The 18,151-nt window shown below is 42.6% G+C and carries 6 protein-coding genes and 1 pseudogene; 5 read left to right on the top strand and 2 right to left on the bottom strand.

Features of this window, described 5'->3' with window-relative positions; genetic code table 11:
- Positions 1 to 239: 239 nt before the first annotated feature.
- The 3 genes from AAC852_RS08820 (at position 240) to AAC852_RS08810 (ending at position 2,244) form a co-directional block, all read left to right on the top strand.
- Positions 240 to 725 (top strand): BRO-N domain-containing protein, encoded by a 486-nt coding sequence (locus tag AAC852_RS08820; RefSeq protein ID WP_340620713.1) that lies wholly within the window; start codon positions 240 to 242, stop codon positions 723 to 725.
- Positions 726 to 772: 47 nt separating this feature from the next.
- The gene (locus AAC852_RS08815; protein ID WP_340620769.1) at positions 773 to 1,123 is read left to right on the top strand and encodes a restriction endonuclease; all 351 of its coding nucleotides are present in this window, start codon (positions 773 to 775) and stop codon (positions 1,121 to 1,123) included.
- A 416-nt stretch (positions 1,124 to 1,539) separates the two neighbouring features.
- Positions 1,540 to 2,244, top strand: a complete 705-nt coding sequence (locus tag AAC852_RS08810; RefSeq protein ID WP_340620712.1) for an ImmA/IrrE family metallo-endopeptidase — start codon at positions 1,540 to 1,542, stop codon at positions 2,242 to 2,244.
- A 60-nt stretch (positions 2,245 to 2,304) separates the two neighbouring features.
- Here the strand turns inward: AAC852_RS08810 and AAC852_RS08805 are convergent.
- Positions 2,305 to 2,857: pseudogene (locus AAC852_RS08805) on the bottom strand (IS1 family transposase); the annotation flags it as partial.
- A gap of 500 nt (positions 2,858 to 3,357) precedes the next feature.
- Here AAC852_RS08805 and rtxA point away from each other — a divergent pair.
- Positions 3,358 to 16,782: an MARTX multifunctional-autoprocessing repeats-in-toxin holotoxin RtxA gene (gene rtxA / locus AAC852_RS08800; protein ID WP_340620711.1), complete on the top strand. Its 13,425-nt coding sequence runs from the start codon at positions 3,358 to 3,360 to the stop codon at positions 16,780 to 16,782.
- A 298-nt stretch (positions 16,783 to 17,080) separates the two neighbouring features.
- Positions 17,081 to 17,257, top strand: a complete 177-nt coding sequence (locus tag AAC852_RS08795) for a hypothetical protein (RefSeq protein WP_340620710.1) — start codon at positions 17,081 to 17,083, stop codon at positions 17,255 to 17,257.
- 152 nt (positions 17,258 to 17,409) lie between these two features.
- Here AAC852_RS08795 and AAC852_RS08790 read toward each other — a convergent pair whose 3' ends face one another.
- Positions 17,410 to 18,147, bottom strand: a complete 738-nt coding sequence (locus tag AAC852_RS08790) for a class I SAM-dependent DNA methyltransferase (RefSeq protein ID WP_340620709.1) — start codon at positions 18,145 to 18,147, stop codon at positions 17,410 to 17,412.
- Positions 18,148 to 18,151: the final 4 nt, after the last annotated feature.

Here is an 18,151-nt window from a genome sequence, read left to right as displayed (position 1 = left end):
TCTCATTAATAAAAATGGCTCACAGTAGTGGGCCATTTTAGTTTACTGACAAAACCATGATTCAAAATTAAATGTAATATAAATTCATAATATTTATAAAATATACTGTATTTGTTGTTTTTTATGGAGTTTTATTCTGATAAATGTCTTTTTATAAATTTGAGCTGTCCTTTGGATAATATCAGTAAGTTTATATATAATTGGCATCTAAATGTTCATAACTTTTAAGCAGTAGCTATATGGCACAGACTAAACATGAAATATTTTATCCTAGCAGTCATGGTGAAGTTCCAATACGAACTATAGAGCGAGATGGTAGAATATTGTTTTGCTTTCTTGACGTTATTAGAGTTTTAGTGAAGGATAACGTAAACCTTGATAAATATAATAAATCTTCCAGAACAAAAAGAAAGGGGTTTAGTGGTCTATTAAGCAAGTTATCTTCTGTTTTGAAAGAAAAAGATAGAGTTATAATAACATTAGATAAAAGAAATGAATTCGAAGCAAATTTCGACTTTTATGTCACTGAAGCAGGTCTGTACCGAATCGTTACAATTGATGAAAGTGAAGCTGCTTTACGATTTCAAGACTGGGTATTTGAAGATGTTTTGCCTTCAATCAGAAAATATGGTGTTTATCCTCCACCAAAGGAAGGTGCATCTGAACTAAGCACTTTGGTGTCTTTACTTCAACAAAATGTAAATTTACTAGCGAGCTGTATTTGAAATTAAAGAACTACCATCATAATGAGAGGGAATTTGCTTTGAATACCGTGGAAAAAGGAAACAAATTTGAAAATGAAGTTTTCTTGTTGATTCAAGAATATGTGAACAGTGGGAATACTTGGTTAAATCCTAATTTATGCACATTCCATCAGAAGAAGCCTTATTCTTCTAAAGAACGAGAAAGTAATATAATTGTAGATATTTCGATTGAATGCTTTATAAAAGGTAAAGAAAAATATTCGCAATTAGTTATCATTGAATGTAAAAATTATTCTAGCTCAATACCTGTTGACGATATAGAAGAGTTCAATTCAAAAATGAGACAAATTGTGGGCTCTAATGTTAAAGGAATGTTTTTCAGTAATTCAGAATATCAGAAAAAAGTGTCTTTACTGTAGCAAAAAATACAGGTATTGCACTTGCACGTATCCTACCTGATTCAAAAATAGAATGGATTTTAGAACGCAAACCGATTTCTGTAAACAAAATCGTACGTGAAAAAGAAGATTCTTCTATATCTATAGAAGCTCTACTCAATCCAGATTTTATAGCTAATTCACAAAATATCTTTAGTTATTATGATGGTCTTTTTACATCTTCCTTTATAGATTTATTTAATAAATTTATTTTTAATGGAACAAAAATTGAAAAATATATTAACCATGGAAAAGTAAAGATTGCAAAAAATAGAACACACAATAATTTAATTTATCTCGGTTACAATGAATTAGATAAAATCACTTTATCTTTATTGGACAAATCATCTTGTAATAATTCTGTGTCTCCCATAGATCTTACGAAATTGATGTCTTACATGAAAGAAATATATAGTGTAAACTTTATCTTTACAGAAGATTTAGGTAAGCATGACATTAAAGGACTAGTGCTAGGTTGCATGGATTTGAAGAACAATGTTATTAAAATTAGTAATACGTTAGAAACTAATTCACATCGCTGGAGATTCACATTAGCACATGAAATTGGTCATTATATTCTTCACTCTAAGTTTATCTCTAAACAATATAAAATATATAATGAATATGAAAAAAACTTCTTGGCTTTAAGTAATAATGAATTGATGGATAAAACTATTTGGAAAAAGCTAGAGTGGCAAGCAAATATGTTTTCTAATTGTATGTTAATGCCTAAGTCTGATACTTTTCGTATTGTTGAAAGATTGATAGGAAAATTAAATATTAAAAATTTCAGTAATGGGATTATATATGTGGATGATCAGATATGTAATATTCATAATTTCAATTGTATAATTTCAAAGTTAAAAATAACATTTAATGTGTCTGCTTCAATTGCAGCAATTCGTTTAAGACAACTAAGAATATTAAATGATGTTAGAACAGTAAATACACAGAATATGCTTAGTGCTCCATTACCCTGTGTTCCACGCAGGGGTAAGGAATACTCCTATCATTTTGAAAAGTTATATAGTATGACTGTTGGAAGATTACTGGAAAAGTGCTATTTTTTTATTCTGGAATTTGCTTTCATTAAGTTTCATTAAATAAATGGAGTTTGTCGCCATGTTAAGAATAGGGTTATGTATTCAACGTGTTGATAGACTCTAAATACAACATTCTCTTTCGATAACAGTCCCGATGACTTTGTCATGTATTTCCAGCGATTTTGAATAACCGAGTGTTTTACGGTTCAACCTTTTAATTCGATTTCGTAGGAGCTGCGTAAATGTTTTTCCAACGAGGGGTTTATTCGTCGGTAACATATTGTCAGCTTTGAAATTGTCTGTGCAACAGAAGACTACGTTGAATCGAGAGGGCTTTTTTAAAAGTCTTTTGCGCGTTTTCTTATTTCGTTTTCCGAAAGTATGTGCAATGATGCGCTTTAGCCGCGATTCCCAAGCATACCATAGCCAACGTTGTTGCTTTTTGTTTCCAACAAAAGACTCCATTTCGTCAACTTCGCAGATAAGATGAATTTCCATGTTATCCAAAGGGAACGTTATTACACATCGTGGGCAGAGTTTTTAAAGTGCGAACAATAGCATTAATGTTGATATGTAATGTCCGGGCTGTATCCCGAATACCTGTATTATTCATGGTGAGATCAATGATCTGTTCTTTAATTCCGGCCTGGCAGGCACGATAGGAATAGTCAAGTTAATACATACCCACAACTGGGAATACTAAACTGATTTGACGGTTTTATTAACTAAATATGATTAACGAAAATGGCTCACATCAGTGAGCCATCATTCTTTTACCATCAATTTAAAAATAACACCGTCATTATTATCTGATGATTGATTAGATATGAGCTATATATTTTTTATAAGTAATATAATTAAAAATATTATCAGATGTTTTTTATGTCATTTGAGTGGGAGTATTGGGACTAAGTATGGTGGTTAAACAGACTTTGTAATTTAACTATATTGATTTTAAACGTAAAAACGGGGTACTTTCCAATTGATAATTTCTGTCTGCTGGCTAACTTATTTTTATGTATCAATCTAATAAATTGACCAGATTAAATATCATCGATTTCAATTTATTCTTGAAATATTCATTTTTTAAATCTATTTAAATACTGATGCTCAGTTACGTTTTGTAACTGGGTTTTTTTATCTTCAATTTTGCATTTATTCCGGGATTTATTTATGGGAAAACCATTTTGGAGAAGTGTTGAATACTTTTTTACAGGAAATTATTCCGCCGATGATGGTGATAATAATATCGTTGCCATCGGATTTGGTGGTCAAATACATGCTTATGGCGGTAATGATCATATTACATTAGGCTCTATTGGTGCTTCGGTTTATACCGGTTCAGGTAATGATACCGTCGTTGGTGGCTCTGCCTACCTGAAAATTAGTGATACTACTGGCAATCTGAATGTCAAAGGTGCGGCGGGATATGCGGAAATCAATAAAGAAGGGGAAGGAACAATTACTTTCTCTGGTGGGGCTGGTGGGGTAGTTATTCAGCATGATGGGTATTCTGGTAATGTGCACTATTCAGGGATAGCAGCTTATAATGATTTATATCGTCGGGGAAACAGCGGAGACATTATATTTGAAGGGGGGGGCGGTTATAACCATCTCTACTCAGATGTCACCCACGGCAATATTCATTTTATCGGAGGGGGAGGTTATAACCAAATTACCCGTAAGGGACTGGCTGATTGTTTCAGTGGTGAAGGCATTGCTTACGCAAAAGCAGAAGAAATTGTACTAACCACCGCAACGATGGGAGGAAACTGGATTGAAGAATCACAGAAAGTCATTGGTGTTAAATCCACGCGAGACATAAATACCTATCTATTTGCATTTGCTGATGAGGAATATACAAAAGTTAATAAAATTCATCTTCATAATGATCCTAAAACGGGCAGGCTGAAATATTACACCACGTCTTGGTATAAAAAGGGAAATCATCTCAAAAATCTGGCATCTCAAGATGTTTCTGACTACGGTGGTTATCAAGTGGTCGATATTGATGGTGCCTATACCTTGTCAAATCTGACGGTTGAACAACACCAGCCATTTACGGTACATGCGATGGAAAGTGAGCTACCGGAAAATGAATGGGTAACGTATGCCGGTGGTGTCCAGATCGCAGCGGAAAACATTACTTTGTCGGATGCCCGAATGGGCGGTTATGCGGTTTCAACGGATGGTTCGACCGTTGCTGTCAAGCCGGTGAAATCCAACCGGATGGAAAATACCTATCTGTACGCCAAAGTGTTGGAAGGATACACCAAAGTTGTGGTCGTGCAACTAACTAATGATCCTAAAACTGGTGAGCTGAAATACATTGCCACACCTTGGTATAAAGCCGGTGATCAAACAGCAGATATAGCAAATCAATTTGTTGATATTCGTTCTGGCTACAAAGTTCTCGGTAAAGGCAGTTACACACTCAGTGATGTCCATTACAGTGTAAATACTGTCCGTGTGACTTCTGAGCGGATTGACAATATACATGAGTTCAGTGAACAGGAATTGTTATCCCAAAAACAGGATGACAGTCACGGTGATGTCCGGTTTGAAGGTGCAGGCGGCGGCAATGTTATTAAATCCAATGTGGCCCGTGGCAATGTTTACTTTAAGGGCGCAGGGTTGGCCAATGTGATTCTGCATAATTCAGAAACCGGTGACACTGAGTTTGATGGCGCTGGGGCTGCCAATGTTATTTTCAAGAAAGGCAGAAAAGGGCAACTGCGTTTCAATGGGGGCGGTTTTGCTAACGTTATCACCCATATCAACCTATCTCCTGCCCTTTCATTACAGGCTCCTTATGACAGCCAGACTAAAGTTGTCGCTCTGGGCGGCGCCAATATCCTGACCCGAAAAGGGGAGGGTCAGGTTTTTGCCGTCATGGGCGGTGGGGCCAATGTATTGACCCATATCGGGCAGGGAGAAACCACCGGTGTAATGATGGGCGGGGCCAATATCCTGACCAAAGTGGGGGACGGAGAGACTACCGGCATGATGTTCGGTGTCGGCAATGTGCTGACCCATGTCGGTAACGGCAGAACGCTGGGGGCGATGGGCGCAGCAGGCAATGTCTTTACCAAAGTAGGGGATGGTGAAACTGTCGCCGCCATGCTGGCCGTCGGTAATATCTTTACCCATGTCGGCCAGGGGGATGCGTACGTCATGATGGCCGGCGGGGGCAATATCTTTACCAAAGTGGGGAATGGCCAGGCTCTGGCGCTGATGGTGGCCCTGGGCAATGTCTTTACTCATGTGGGGGATGGCCTGAGTGTCGCGCTGATGGTGGCCAAAGGCAATATAGCGACGAAAGTGGGGAACGGTGAAACCCTCGCCGCCATGATAGGAACTGGTAACAGCATGATCCACATTGGTGATGGCAATACCTTTGCCGCGATGTTGGGTGAGGCGAATGTTTTGACCAAAGTTGGTCGTGATCTGACGGCGGCGTTGATGATAGGCCAGGTTAATATTTATACCCATGTGGGTAACGGCACCAGTGTGGGGCTGTTTGTCGGCAAGGCCAATATCATGACAAAAGTCGGTGATGGCACAACGCTGGCGGCGATGTTTGGTCAGGCCAATATCCTGACTCATGCCGGTCAGGGCATGACGGGGGTATTGGCCCTGGGTGAAGCCAATGTGGTGACGAAAGTCGGGCATGATTTTCTGGGGGTTGTCGCGGCAGCCAAGGCAAACGTGATAACTCATGTCGGGCAGGCCATGACAGCCGGTTTATTGTTAGGTAAAGGCAATATCCTGACGAAAGTGGGCGCGGGGACAACAGCCGGCCTGCTGGTTTCTCAATTTGGCAATATCATGACCCATGTGGGTGACGGCAATACGGTGGGATTTGCTAAAGGTCATTTGAATATTCTGACCAAAGTGGGCGCGGGGCTGGTTGTCAATGCCGCGTGGGGGGATGCCAATAGCATGACCCACGTGGGGAAAGGCAATCACTATAGCTTTGCCAAAGGGAAAGCCAATATCGTTACCAAAATTGGGGACGGGCAGACGGTCAGTATTGTGCAGGGAACAGCCAATATCCTCACCCATGTGGGCAAGGGGGAGGATTATATCGGTGCCTGGGGAAAAGCGAATATTATTACGAAAGTCGGCCAGGGGCGCCAAGTTACGCTGGCGAAAGGTGATGCCAATATCGTGACACAGGTGGGGCAGGGCGACAGCTTCAGCGCCTTGTGGAGTCAAAGCAATATCGTCACCAAAGTTGGCGATGGGATGCAGGTTATCGCTGCAAAAGGTAAGAGTAATTTCACGACCAGCGTGGGGAATGGCTTAAGTGTCGTGGCCACCCACGGTGATTTGAATGTGAATACCAAAATCGGTGACGGTGTTTCTGTCAGTGTGGCGTGGGGGCAATTTAATATCAACACCAAAGTGGGGGACGGCCTGGTTGTTTCGGTAATGAAAGGGACAGGCAATGCCAATATCCACGTGGGCGACGGGATGAACATCCACGCCTCCTATGCTCGCAATAACGTTGCGGTTCAAATCGGTAATGGTGATTTTTACAATCTTGCGCTGGCTTCCAGTCACACCGAAAGCCATACATTGGCAACGATGTTCAGTGAATTAAAACAGACGTTATTGGGCGTGGCGGGCAGTCAGGGCATTAATTTTCTGGTATATGGCGATGAGGCAAATTCATCCGGCAGTTACCGGGGACGTGGTGCCATTAATCTGCCGGAAGTCAATGCGCTGAACGGTTTCAAACTGACTGAAATGGCGGAAGTCAGGTCAGATTTAGCTACGGATTTGCAGGCTTCGGTGAATCAGCTCAATACGCCGGACGTCAGCAAACTGAAAAACATCATGAATGCCGATGAACAGCCGCTGAAAACACAAAAACCCAATCTGATTATCAATGGTGACTTTGAAGCGAGAGAGCTAGGTTGGGCATCTGCCGAGGGTATGGAAGCTCAGTATTCCGCCGACACTTATGGCTTGAGTAACTATGGACACGGTAAATATGTCACTGAGCTGGATGCGAATACGAATACCACTATTTATCAGCAGCTCCGGCAACTTGAAGCGGGTGAAATCATCACCCTTGATTTTGATTTTGCCAGGCGTGCAGCCAGTACTGATGATAACGGTCTGGAAGTCCTCTGGAATGAGCAGGTGGTTTTCTCATCTTCTAATGATGAAATCACCTGGCAACACAAGCAACTGGTGTTGGTTGCGCAGGCGGGCAGTAACCGGCTGGCGTTTAAAGGCACCGGTAACAGTGATGGCAGTGGTTATATTCTGGACAATATCGTTGCAACCTCAAATCGTTCTGACAGTGCACAAGTGAAACGCACGTCACAAATGTCGGTGGCGGGTGATGTGCTGCATGATAAGGCAAACGCAGAAGCAGACCGTCAACGTCTGATGCGGGAAAAAGAGAAACAACGGGCGGCAATTGCAGAAACACAATCTCAGTTAGAGGCGACTGATTTTTATGCCCTGAACACCAACGGACTGTCACAGCTTAGTGCTATCAAGGAAGAAGAGCAGGCTGTGACGGATGAATTGCTGGCAAAAACCATAGCACTTGACAGTCTGAATAACCCAACATACGCAAGCTATCAGGGAGAATCAGGGGCACAGTGGCGTCAGGATTTTGCTGGCGGATTATTGGACAACCTTCAGACACAACTGGATAGGGAAAAAGAAACGGCAGGACAGCAACTGGATAATGCACTTTCCACTATTTTAAAACAACAGGATCAGATAGAAATCGCGCTGGATAAATCAGAAGTCAATGTCGCTAAATCTAAACAGGATCAACTGAATGCGCAGAAAGATGTTGCGGATGCTCAGGCTAAGGCAGAATACCGGAAAGAAGAGGCATTGACACAACAGAAACAGGCTGAAAAAGCCGCACAGAATAGTTATCAGACTCTTCAGGAGATTGAGGCTGAGGTAGAAACCACAGCGAAGGACAATGCGCATAAACCGAACTTTACCAATGCTGGCAGTGGCCGGTCAGGTAAAGCCTATGAAGCAAAAGGCGCCGGTAATACAGCCAGCCATATTGGCTCTGGTTCCTTAATGCAGGGACTTGGCACTTTCAGCCAGAAGTTGCAAGAGTCAGATAAGGATTTGTCTGCACTTGCAGATGCTAAACAAGCTGTCGAACGTCTACAGATCAATGCAGGTCTTCGTGCCGGGCATACGAACACCATTCATGTGCCACGGCCATTACACACACCGCAGTCATCACATCAATCAAATAATAGTCATTCGTCTGTTGGCGTATTTGAACCGATAACCAATGTATCAGGATCGGAAAACCGAAAAGAACAACCTATTTCCGGTCTGGATTTGACTGGGCTGAAAGCGTTGGGAAGGACAGATCCCCGTTCAGGCAGCACCTCTCAAGTTGCACAAAGCAGTCAGAGTTCCCAGCAAAATGGAGCGACATATCCTTTTATTGCTGCAAGGGCGGCGAAAGTAGCGGATATCTACCGTTGGTTGAGCAAAAATAATGATCGGAGCGGAGAGCTTTCACAAGATAACTACATTCCTGTACCGGGCGGTGAACGTGTTGATATTGAGATAAATGACAACATCAGGTATGAACTGACTCACTTTATTGAGAATTTTTTTAATGTTATTCGACACACCATCCCTAAAGATCAAATTGCACCGCTGGCGAAGTTGTTTGTTGATTCCACCATTGATTTTGACTGGGATAAGCGCGTTCAATTTATGACTAAATTGGAACGTTTTGGTTATAGCTTTGAACCCCCTCATGGTGAGAAAAGTATTGTTTCATTCTGGTCAGGCCTGGAGTTCAGTGCCTACCGCTATGTACTGGATGCTGCGCAGAAAGATGGTAAAAAAGTGGTTTACGATATTGATGTGAAAGGGAACGTACTTGCTCTTGAACTCAATCGGAAATTGCAGGATTGGGTCAATATTTCTCTTGATCCTGATGACTTAAAACAACAAAACCTGCACGCTGCCATTAATGAAGCTGCACGAAGTAATATCGGATTCTGGAGTTCTATTTATGCGACCGGTGCACGTGACGATATTTATGTCATTGTGCCGGGAGGGTTGCGTTTAAAGAATTTCTTCTGGAATGTTGAATTGCCTGTATTGCGTCAATTGCAACGTGAAGGACTGGTCAATGAAATTCGCTTGCTGGATAAACCAGTATATTACTACCGGGACAAGCCATTGGAATCCATTGGCCGTAGATTGACTGATGCCGGTGTCAGAGTAAAAATACGTTTTGATTCACTGAGCACGGCTGAGCAGAAAAGCTATCTTGAACAAGATCCTGATGGTTACCACGCCAATTCACTGATAAATCTGGATATCAAGTTGAGTGCTATCGATAGCATGTTAAATCAAGCGATTCCATTCTATCGTTTACGGACTGAACGTAATATTTTGATACGCGAAGGCTTACATAACAGCTTTGAAGTTCTTCCCTGGGCGGAAAACCGATCTACTCTGTTTAAAACCATAAAAGTTGATAATCCGAAAGATCCAGCACAGATGAAAACCATCGAACATTTCATCTTTGCTAATTACCAAAACTATGAGCAACTCCCTGCTGAGTTGCGGCTGGTGGAAAATCATATTATTTCCCTTGAAGGAGGTCATACCCGTATTCTCGCGGAAAAAGCGGATGGTGTCTGGCGTTATTTGCCTGACATCAATTTGATGTCAGGTGATGAGTTACAGAAAAAGGCTTATGTTAAAGGTAAGCCACTGGGGGAAAGTTACCGCAAGGTGATTGAAGCACTGCGTGCTTATGAGCAAGTCCTCCTGGAAAAGCCGGATTACTCACTGGATGCCATTGAAAAATTAACTGATTTACACCAACAGGTGGAAGGTTATTTGCTTGGGCATTCTGAATCTGGGCGGGCACCAGCGATGAAACTGCTGCTTTCCCAAATTAACACACGCCTGACGGAATCATTGGTACTGGCAGAGCCGACATTGAGAAGCTCAGGCCAAGGTGGTTTCAGTGAATTGTACAACAAACTGGATAACGCCAATCTCAAGGATAGCAAACATCTCTATCTGGATGCACAGGGCGATTTTGTGACACGTGGTCAGTTCAGTTTGCATATTTCCAGAAATACCGCTGATGCCGGGCTGCAACAGGTTATGACAGCCGTGACCAAAGAGTATGGTCAAGATGTCACAAATGCGGTCTTTTCCAAACTTTCGCCCCGTGATCTGGCGAAAGATGGCCGGGGCATTGATATAGCTGGCTTGAAAAAAGTCCATCTGGAGATTGAACAGCATTTATCCCCTGTCAGTGCAACACTGTATGTCTGGCGGCCAAGTGAGTACAGCACCCTTGGCCATGTAGCATTGCAAATTGGTCAGGGACGTGTTCAGGTCAATGCAGATGATGCCAAGCATTTGAATGAAATAAATTATGTCAGTTGGTGGCCGGCAGGGAGTAAAACGGTCGATATACGCGAGATGTTTGATATCTCAACACAAGATCAACCGGATCTGCGGCTTCGTTGGTATGACCTTAGTCAACCCGCTTTTCAGGCTCCAACGTTAACATTCGATGTTGAGGCTGAAGAGGGCGACGATTTCGGGTTGGTTGATGGTTCTGCTGAACTGAAAGAGTTTATTGAAAAACTGAGAATAGCCAAAGGGGTCGATGCAAAATTCAAGGATGTCAGTGAAAGTTTTGCGATGGTGGCCCTTGCTAATCCTGAACTGCTTAAGTCTGCTGAAATACCGGAATATATTTATCGGCCATTTCTTGCGCAATGGGCTGATCCCGGTATAGATATGCACGAAATCGGCCGGAATTTTGCCGAAACCTTACGTATGGCAGCGCAAAGGCAGACATCTAAACGTATGGAAAGTGCAATTGCCGACGTCATGCATCAATTTGCTGAAAGAGAGCTGGCAGAAATTACCGATTTCAAAAACAGGAAAACTGAACCTGCTCGGGTATACCGCATCAATCTGGAAGGGCTTGATGTGGCAGCAATGCAGGCTGAATGGAATAAAATCAGCAGTGATCCGGATGCCCGTTATCAGTTACTGTCCAAGAATTGTTCCAGTGTCGTTGCTCGTATTCTCAAGGCGGGAGGCGCGGAGAAAGTGCTCGGCAAGACCTGGCGACCAACCTTTGGTGTCTGGACACCAAATGATCTGTTTGACTTCGGTCGGTCATTGCAGCAAGCAGTTCATATTGAACGAGTTAAACAAAAACATCTTCGTCTCAATGGAAAGCCATTTGAAGCAATTCTGAATAATGAAACCAATGAGTATGAACTGGAGAGAGTTGCTATCTCAAACGATGGATCGTTACCGCGTGAGAGAGAACCGCGTAATCCATTGACTTGCTTCATAAACAATGAACTGTATGGTGCAAAAGAAGAACGTCGCCGGATCAGTCAGGAGGTACAAAACAAGATCAATTTGGCAGTAAACCAGGGTGTTGCACAAAAAGTTACCTTACAGGGTGAAATCGGGCGCTTAGAAGGTTATTACTATCGGGTACAAAGTAATCGTGAGCAAAATAATCAGGCACAAAGTTCGTCACATACAAGCATGACAAATAAAGTTGTGCTGTTTATCCATGGCTCCGGTGCGTCCGTTGAAGAGCAAACGAGTAAAATTCAGCCGCATTATCAACAACAGGGTATTGATATGCTCTCGGTCAATATGCGGGGTTACGGCACCAGCGATGGCTATCCGGGGGAATCAGGCATGTATCAGGATGTACGTACTATGTTCCGTTATCTGGTTAATGATCGTGGTATTAAGCCGGAAAACATCATTATTCACGGTTATTCAATGGGAGCGCCAATTGCGGCAGATCTTGCTCGTTACGCTGACAGACAAGGTATGGCTGTTTCCGGTTTACTGTTAGACAGGCCGATGCCAAGCATGACTAAGGCGATCACTGCTCATGAAATACCGAATCCCTCTGGCCTTACTGGTGTATTGGCAAAAGCGGTTAATGGTAAATTTTCGGTAGAACAGAATCTACGGGGGATTTCGAAGCAGACGCCAATTATGTTGCTGACCGACAATGAAGGTTTAGGTAATGAAGGTGAAAAACTCCGTACCAGATTAATGACAGACGGTTATAACATTTCCGGGGAACGAACTTATCATGGTCATGAATCTAGTTATCAATTGATGAGTCAGTATGCCGATAAAATTGTTTCTTACCTGTCTGGCCCCAATCAGCAAGTACAGGAAAATACTGTTCTTAAAGGCATCAAGAGTGATTTGAGACGCTATATGCAGGCACTGAAACCTCAGATTGATGAAGTGGGCATAGAGCGCGATCTGCGTGTGACGAAGGATTTCCTGTCGGGTTACAAACATAACCATGCTGAGCGTATTGTGGATGGCTTCCATTCAGATATGGACATCAAACAACTGGTGGATCTGTTGGTCAAAGGGAACTGGACAGCGGAGCAGAAAGGGGCATTGGCATGGGAAATTGAAAACCGGGTACTGAAAATTACTCTTTGGCCAAAAACAGAGAAATATAGCCGGCTGTTTCGTGATATTACTTCCACTGGCGCAGTAGATCCTAAGGCAAGTGAACATCTAGCGCCACAATTGCTACTGCTGAATTTGTCCAATGATGGTTTTGGCGGACGCTGTGTACCGTTATCTAAATTAGTTCTGCTGGCAAAACAGCTTGAAAATGACGGTCAGGAAAATGTTGGCCGTGACTTGTTGAATAAACTTTACTCTGCCGCTTCGGTACTCAGCCATCCAGAGTTGTATTCCGAAGTTGAACAAGCCAACGCCAGTAAGTTATTGGGTACATTGTCTGCACTCTATGCCAGAGATCCGATGTTAGACAATACTTTCAAGGTATGGAAAGAGAAACTGCACGGTGAGAAGGCTCTAACCGTAAAAGGTATGATTGAAAAAATCACTGCCACCAGTGTAGATGGTCAACCGATTCTGCTGGAGCTGGATACATTGGATCATGCAATGGCGGCATGGTCAAAAGGCAGTGGAGAGAACCGGATGTATGGATTCTATGATCCGAATGTCGGGATTGTGGAGTTTTCATCTGTGGAAAAATTCAGTAAATACGTTACACGTTTCTTTAGCCGTTCAGGCCTGAACATGGCAGAAGGCTATAAAATGTCCAAAAATGGTCAGAGGGAAAGAACTTTCGATCGTGTGATTGTGCTGAATGGTCAGACACTGGCATCTTATCGTCCGGTAATTGGCGACAAAACAACCATGAAAGATATTTTGGCAATGGAAATCTTTGATGGCTCACCAATGAGAAATACGCTGGAGAGACTTCGTCCATTGAATAACCAGGATGTCAATACGTGGGAAGTTGTTGATGTCTTTCCGAGATTAGAACGCAAAAAAATGCGTTTTGATGGTCAGGTCATTATTCAGCTTGAAGATGATCCTATTGTGGCCGACTCTGTCTCTTATCTGACCGGTAAGCACCCAAACGAGAGTGTACTTGTCCAGCTTGATATCAATGGCCAGTATAAGGTGGTATACGGTGATCCAAACTTGTTGAACGGTAAAATACGCTGGCAGGTTGTTGGGCACGGCGGTGATGATATTGATGGATTTAATCATACGACTCTAAGTGATTACACTGCGTCTGAGCTAGCGATGCGGTTAAAACAGTTTAAAAATAGCTTCCAATATGGAGGGGAGCTCAACCATATCAGTCTGGTAGGGTGTTCTCTGCTCAGTGATGATAAGCGGGATGGCTTTGCTTATCGCTTGATTTCAGCTCTTGATGAAAATGGGATCCGTACCACGGTATCTGCCCGTCGCACTGATGTTGTGATCGGTAAATCAGGGCGTAAGTATACGAAAACAGAACATAATACGCTGGAAAATAAGATCTTCGACAATAAAATCGTTTTGAACTGGAACGAGAATGGAGAATTGGAAGGTCATTCAGAACGTATACGCAATAATGTCTCTGAAAACGATGTTTCGCTTGCTCGTGTAGGCAATCTGCGTACAGATAGCAGAAAAAACCGGGCACGCGGGGTTATTACAGACAATACCGAAGTATTCCATGCACCGAAACAATATCAGTATGAGGATTACCCTGTCGAAATGACGTCCAATAACCCGATGAGTTATTCCGGTAATGTACAGGTACAGGCAGGAGACGGCGAATTTACAACCATTAACTGGGGAACTACCAACGTTGGTATTAAAGTCGGCACGGGTGGTTTCAAATCGCTGGCCTTTGGTGACAACAATGTCATGGTTCATCTGGGGAATGGTGACAGCAAACACAGCGTCAATATTGCAGGTTATCAGGCATTGGAAGGCGCGCAACTGTTTATCGGAAACCGGAATATCAGTTTCAATCAAGGCCGCAGTAATGATCTGTTGGTCATGATGGATAAATCCATCCCGACACCGCCGATGCTTAATCCATTTGATAGCGTCTCCCGCATATCGGGGATCTTGCAAAATATTGCCGGCTCATTCTCTGCCCCTGACTGGTTGTCTGAGCAGGAAGCACAGTGGACGGTAGAAAGTGTGAAGAAATATCTACAGGATATGTCAGGGCTTGATATGACCAGTAACGTGGATTATATGTCGCTGACTCAGATTGATTCCCAATATAAACGTAGTGGCCGTGGCCTAAAGAGTGATATCGAAAGCACACTGAATAAAAAATACAATCAATGGTTAAGTGGTGCGGGGAATAAACCTGGGCTAGGTAATCTCAGTCGGGCAGATAAGCTCCGGCAGGCAAATGAGAAATTATCCTTTAATTTCGCTGTTGGCGGGCAAGGTGCTGATATTCAAGTAACAACCGGTAACTGGAACTTTATGTTCGGTGACAATATCCAGTCAATTCTGGATATCAATCTTGGTTCACTGTTTGGTTTGATGACGCAGCAATACACCTCAACAGGAATGGCAAAAACCACTTTTACTTTTAGTCCGACGGATTTGCCTCGTCAGCTTAAAAACAAGTTGTTGAGGAACCTTGCCAGCGTGAATGCAGATACGACATTAGCCGATATCTTTAACGTGGATTATACATCGGATGGCGCTATTGTTTCCCGCTCAAATCAACCGGTGGATGGCGTTGCTATTCTGCGGGAAATGCTGGAAGTTATCGGTGAATTCAGTGGCAGCCAGTTGGAGGCATTTATTGATCCGGAAACACTACGTAATGGTTTGAAGACAAACCTGTCGGCAGGAGCAGATGGATTAAATTCTTTCCTTGAAAATCACGGAATCAAAGAAAAAGTGCCAACTGAGCAGGTGGAGCCAACTGAAAATGTTGGTGCTGTACCGACAGCAGAAGATGAGCACTCAGAGCGTCCATTCGGGTTTAACTTCCTGAACCTGCCAAACCTGTTTGCAACTCTGTTCAGCCAGGATAAACAGAAAGAAATGAAAGAGTTAGTTTCCAACCTGAAACAGAACCTGACTGACGATCTGCTACATATGCAGGAAAAAACGTTCGATTTCCTGCGCAACAGTGGTCATCTGCAAGGTGATGGCGACATTCATGTCTCTCTTGGTAACTACAATTTTAACTGGGGTGGAGACGGAAAAGATCTGGGCGCTTATCTGGGAGATAACAATAACTTCTGGGGTGGCCGTGGTGACGATGTTTATTACGCTTTAGGAACCTCCAATATCTTCACCGGTGGTGAAGGTAATGATATGGGGGTTTTGATGGGGCGTGAAAACATCATGTTTGGCGGCAAGGGTAATGATGTCGCTGTAGTTGCGGGGCGTATTAACTATGCCTACATGGGGGATGGAGATGATCAGGTCTTTGCCTTTGGTGAAGGTGGTGTGATCGAGACTGGCAGAGGACGTGACTATATCGTCGCCTCCGGTAACTTCAATCGCATTGAAAGCGGAGAAGGGCAGGATTACGTGATTACTATCGGTAACAACAATCAGGTTGATTTGGGTGATGGTCATGATTTTGCTACGGTTTTCGGCAACTATAACCAGATTGATGCTGGGGTGGGTAACGATACTATCAAGCTGATGGGTTATCATGCTCTGATCAATGGCGGGGCTGGTGATGATCACCTGATCGCGGATGTCATTGCTAAATTCAGTCAATTTGACGGCGGCGATGGTGACGATCTGTTGGTGTTGGGCGGATATCAGAACAACTTTAAAGGCGGCGCAGGGGTTAACAGCTATGTAGTCAGTGGAGATGTGATTGATAATGTGGTTCAAGATATCAAACACGGTGACAAGATCGTTTTCAACAATCTTAACTGGCAAGACTTGTGGTTCCAGCGTAGTGGCTACGATCTGGTTATGTTAACCAACCGTAATATTGAGGATACTTCTGAGCAAGGACAGTTTGAAGCAATCGGTTCGGTGACGTTTACTGACTACTTCAATGGCAACCGTGCGGACATTATCACACAAATGGGCAGTAAAGACGCACGTGGCGAACGTGAATATACGGCACTCTCTGCCAATGCATTAGATTCATTGGTTCAGGCAATGAGCGGTTTTGCGCCAGCAATTGGCGATAGTGGTTTTATTGATTCATTGGATAGACAAACTCAATCTTCTATCATGATGGCCTGGTCGGATACCACCACCGGGAAATCCAAACTGGCTTGATGGTTTTCTTAACTGAACTTAATTAATCAAAATGGCTCACCAATGTGGGTCATTTTTTATTTAACTTCAAATGGTTAATTTAATATGCTTATGTTTTTTTAACGGGACATTATGATGGTTTTAACAATAGAATTGCTTCGTCGGGATGAGATTAATTAAACCTTGAGGAGTTATAAACAGATGTTAGAGATTGCCCTTGAAGCGGTCAATATACTTCCCGTGATTTTATCTTTGTCAATGATTGTTATCAACATGCCTGGTTGCTGCCGGAAGGTTACATTGTGCTATTGATACAATAATGAAACCGTGGGATAGCGCTGCAATTTTGCCTTGTATTAAAGAAGCAGGTGGTGATTTTTGTACACTGAATAGTAGCCGGGAAAAGGTGATGTTTGGTGGTAGACTGGTATCGGCATGTAATTCAGAATTACTTGATCGGGTAGTGGAGAGAATGAATTCTTTTGTTACTGGTTAAGTTATTCAGAATTTTCTTAGTAAATAAATAGTCTATATTCTTAGGTCGTTTATTTTTTCTCAATTTAAATCCCCTTCATCTTTCAAATTATCATTTTATTGGTACATTTTGAAAGATGAAGAGATAAATTATTTGATAGTTATTTGATAGTGTTAAAACTGACAAACAAATGCTATATCATGACAGTTATTCTGGAAATCATCCCAAAAACCCGGTGGGTAACTATCAATATCGCTTTGTAACAGCGGGGGTTTATGCCATGTTAATTGTGTCAATCCTGCTTTATTGCACGCTTCTTTATGTTGTTCGTGACTCCATTGATACATGGTAAAAGGGCTGGGTGGGGTGGTAAGAAATTCTGCCTTGACGAGAGCGCCTTCTTTCCAGGGTTCTTGACTAAGAATATTGACGCGATAATTTATACAGTTTCCTTTTGCTAACCGATAGTCAGGATCAATGGTATAAGCGATAAGTTTACCATTAGGTGCTAGATTCTTTGCGACTGAACGAAACATCATTTCAAGGTCTTCAAGTGATAGCGCATTACAGAATAACCAAGCTGCAACTATCAGATCAAATTTTCCGAATGATTCCATATTGCAGGCATCTCTTACATGAAATTCGATATTATCACCGTATTGTTGCGATTTGCTTTTGGCAATCTCAATCATGTTATGTGATATATCGACCCCCACAACTTTTGAAGCACCGTGGTTTCTGAACAATCGGCTAAAAAGACCATATCCACAGGCTAAATCTAACACGGATTTTCCTTGTATATCCCCTGCCAGATTGAGGATAGTCCGAATTTCGATGTTGATTTGGGCGGCAGAGTCTGAAAAACTCTCATATAGATCTGCGATAGGATTATATACGTTTTTAGGATCCATGGTT

Source organism: Xenorhabdus siamensis (assembly GCF_037996745.1).
Taxonomy (GTDB): Bacteria; Pseudomonadota; Gammaproteobacteria; order Enterobacterales; family Enterobacteriaceae; genus Xenorhabdus; species Xenorhabdus indica.
Note: the sequence above shows the minus strand (reverse complement) of the source record. Positions and strands in the feature narration are given on the sequence as shown.

Excerpts from the sequence above, each read along its gene's own strand:
- rtxA (WP_340620711.1), top strand. The coding sequence starts at position 3,358 with ATGGGAAAACCATTTTGGAGAAGTGTTGAATACTTTTTTACAGGAAAT.
- AAC852_RS08795 (WP_340620710.1), top strand. The coding sequence starts at position 17,081 with ATGAAACCGTGGGATAGCGCTGCAATTTTGCCTTGTATTAAAGAAGCA.
- AAC852_RS08790 (WP_340620709.1), bottom strand. The coding sequence starts at position 18,147 with ATGGATCCTAAAAACGTATATAATCCTATCGCAGATCTATATGAGAGT.
- AAC852_RS08820 (WP_340620713.1), top strand. The coding sequence starts at position 240 with ATGGCACAGACTAAACATGAAATATTTTATCCTAGCAGTCATGGTGAA.
- AAC852_RS08810 (WP_340620712.1), top strand. The coding sequence starts at position 1,540 with ATGAAAGAAATATATAGTGTAAACTTTATCTTTACAGAAGATTTAGGT.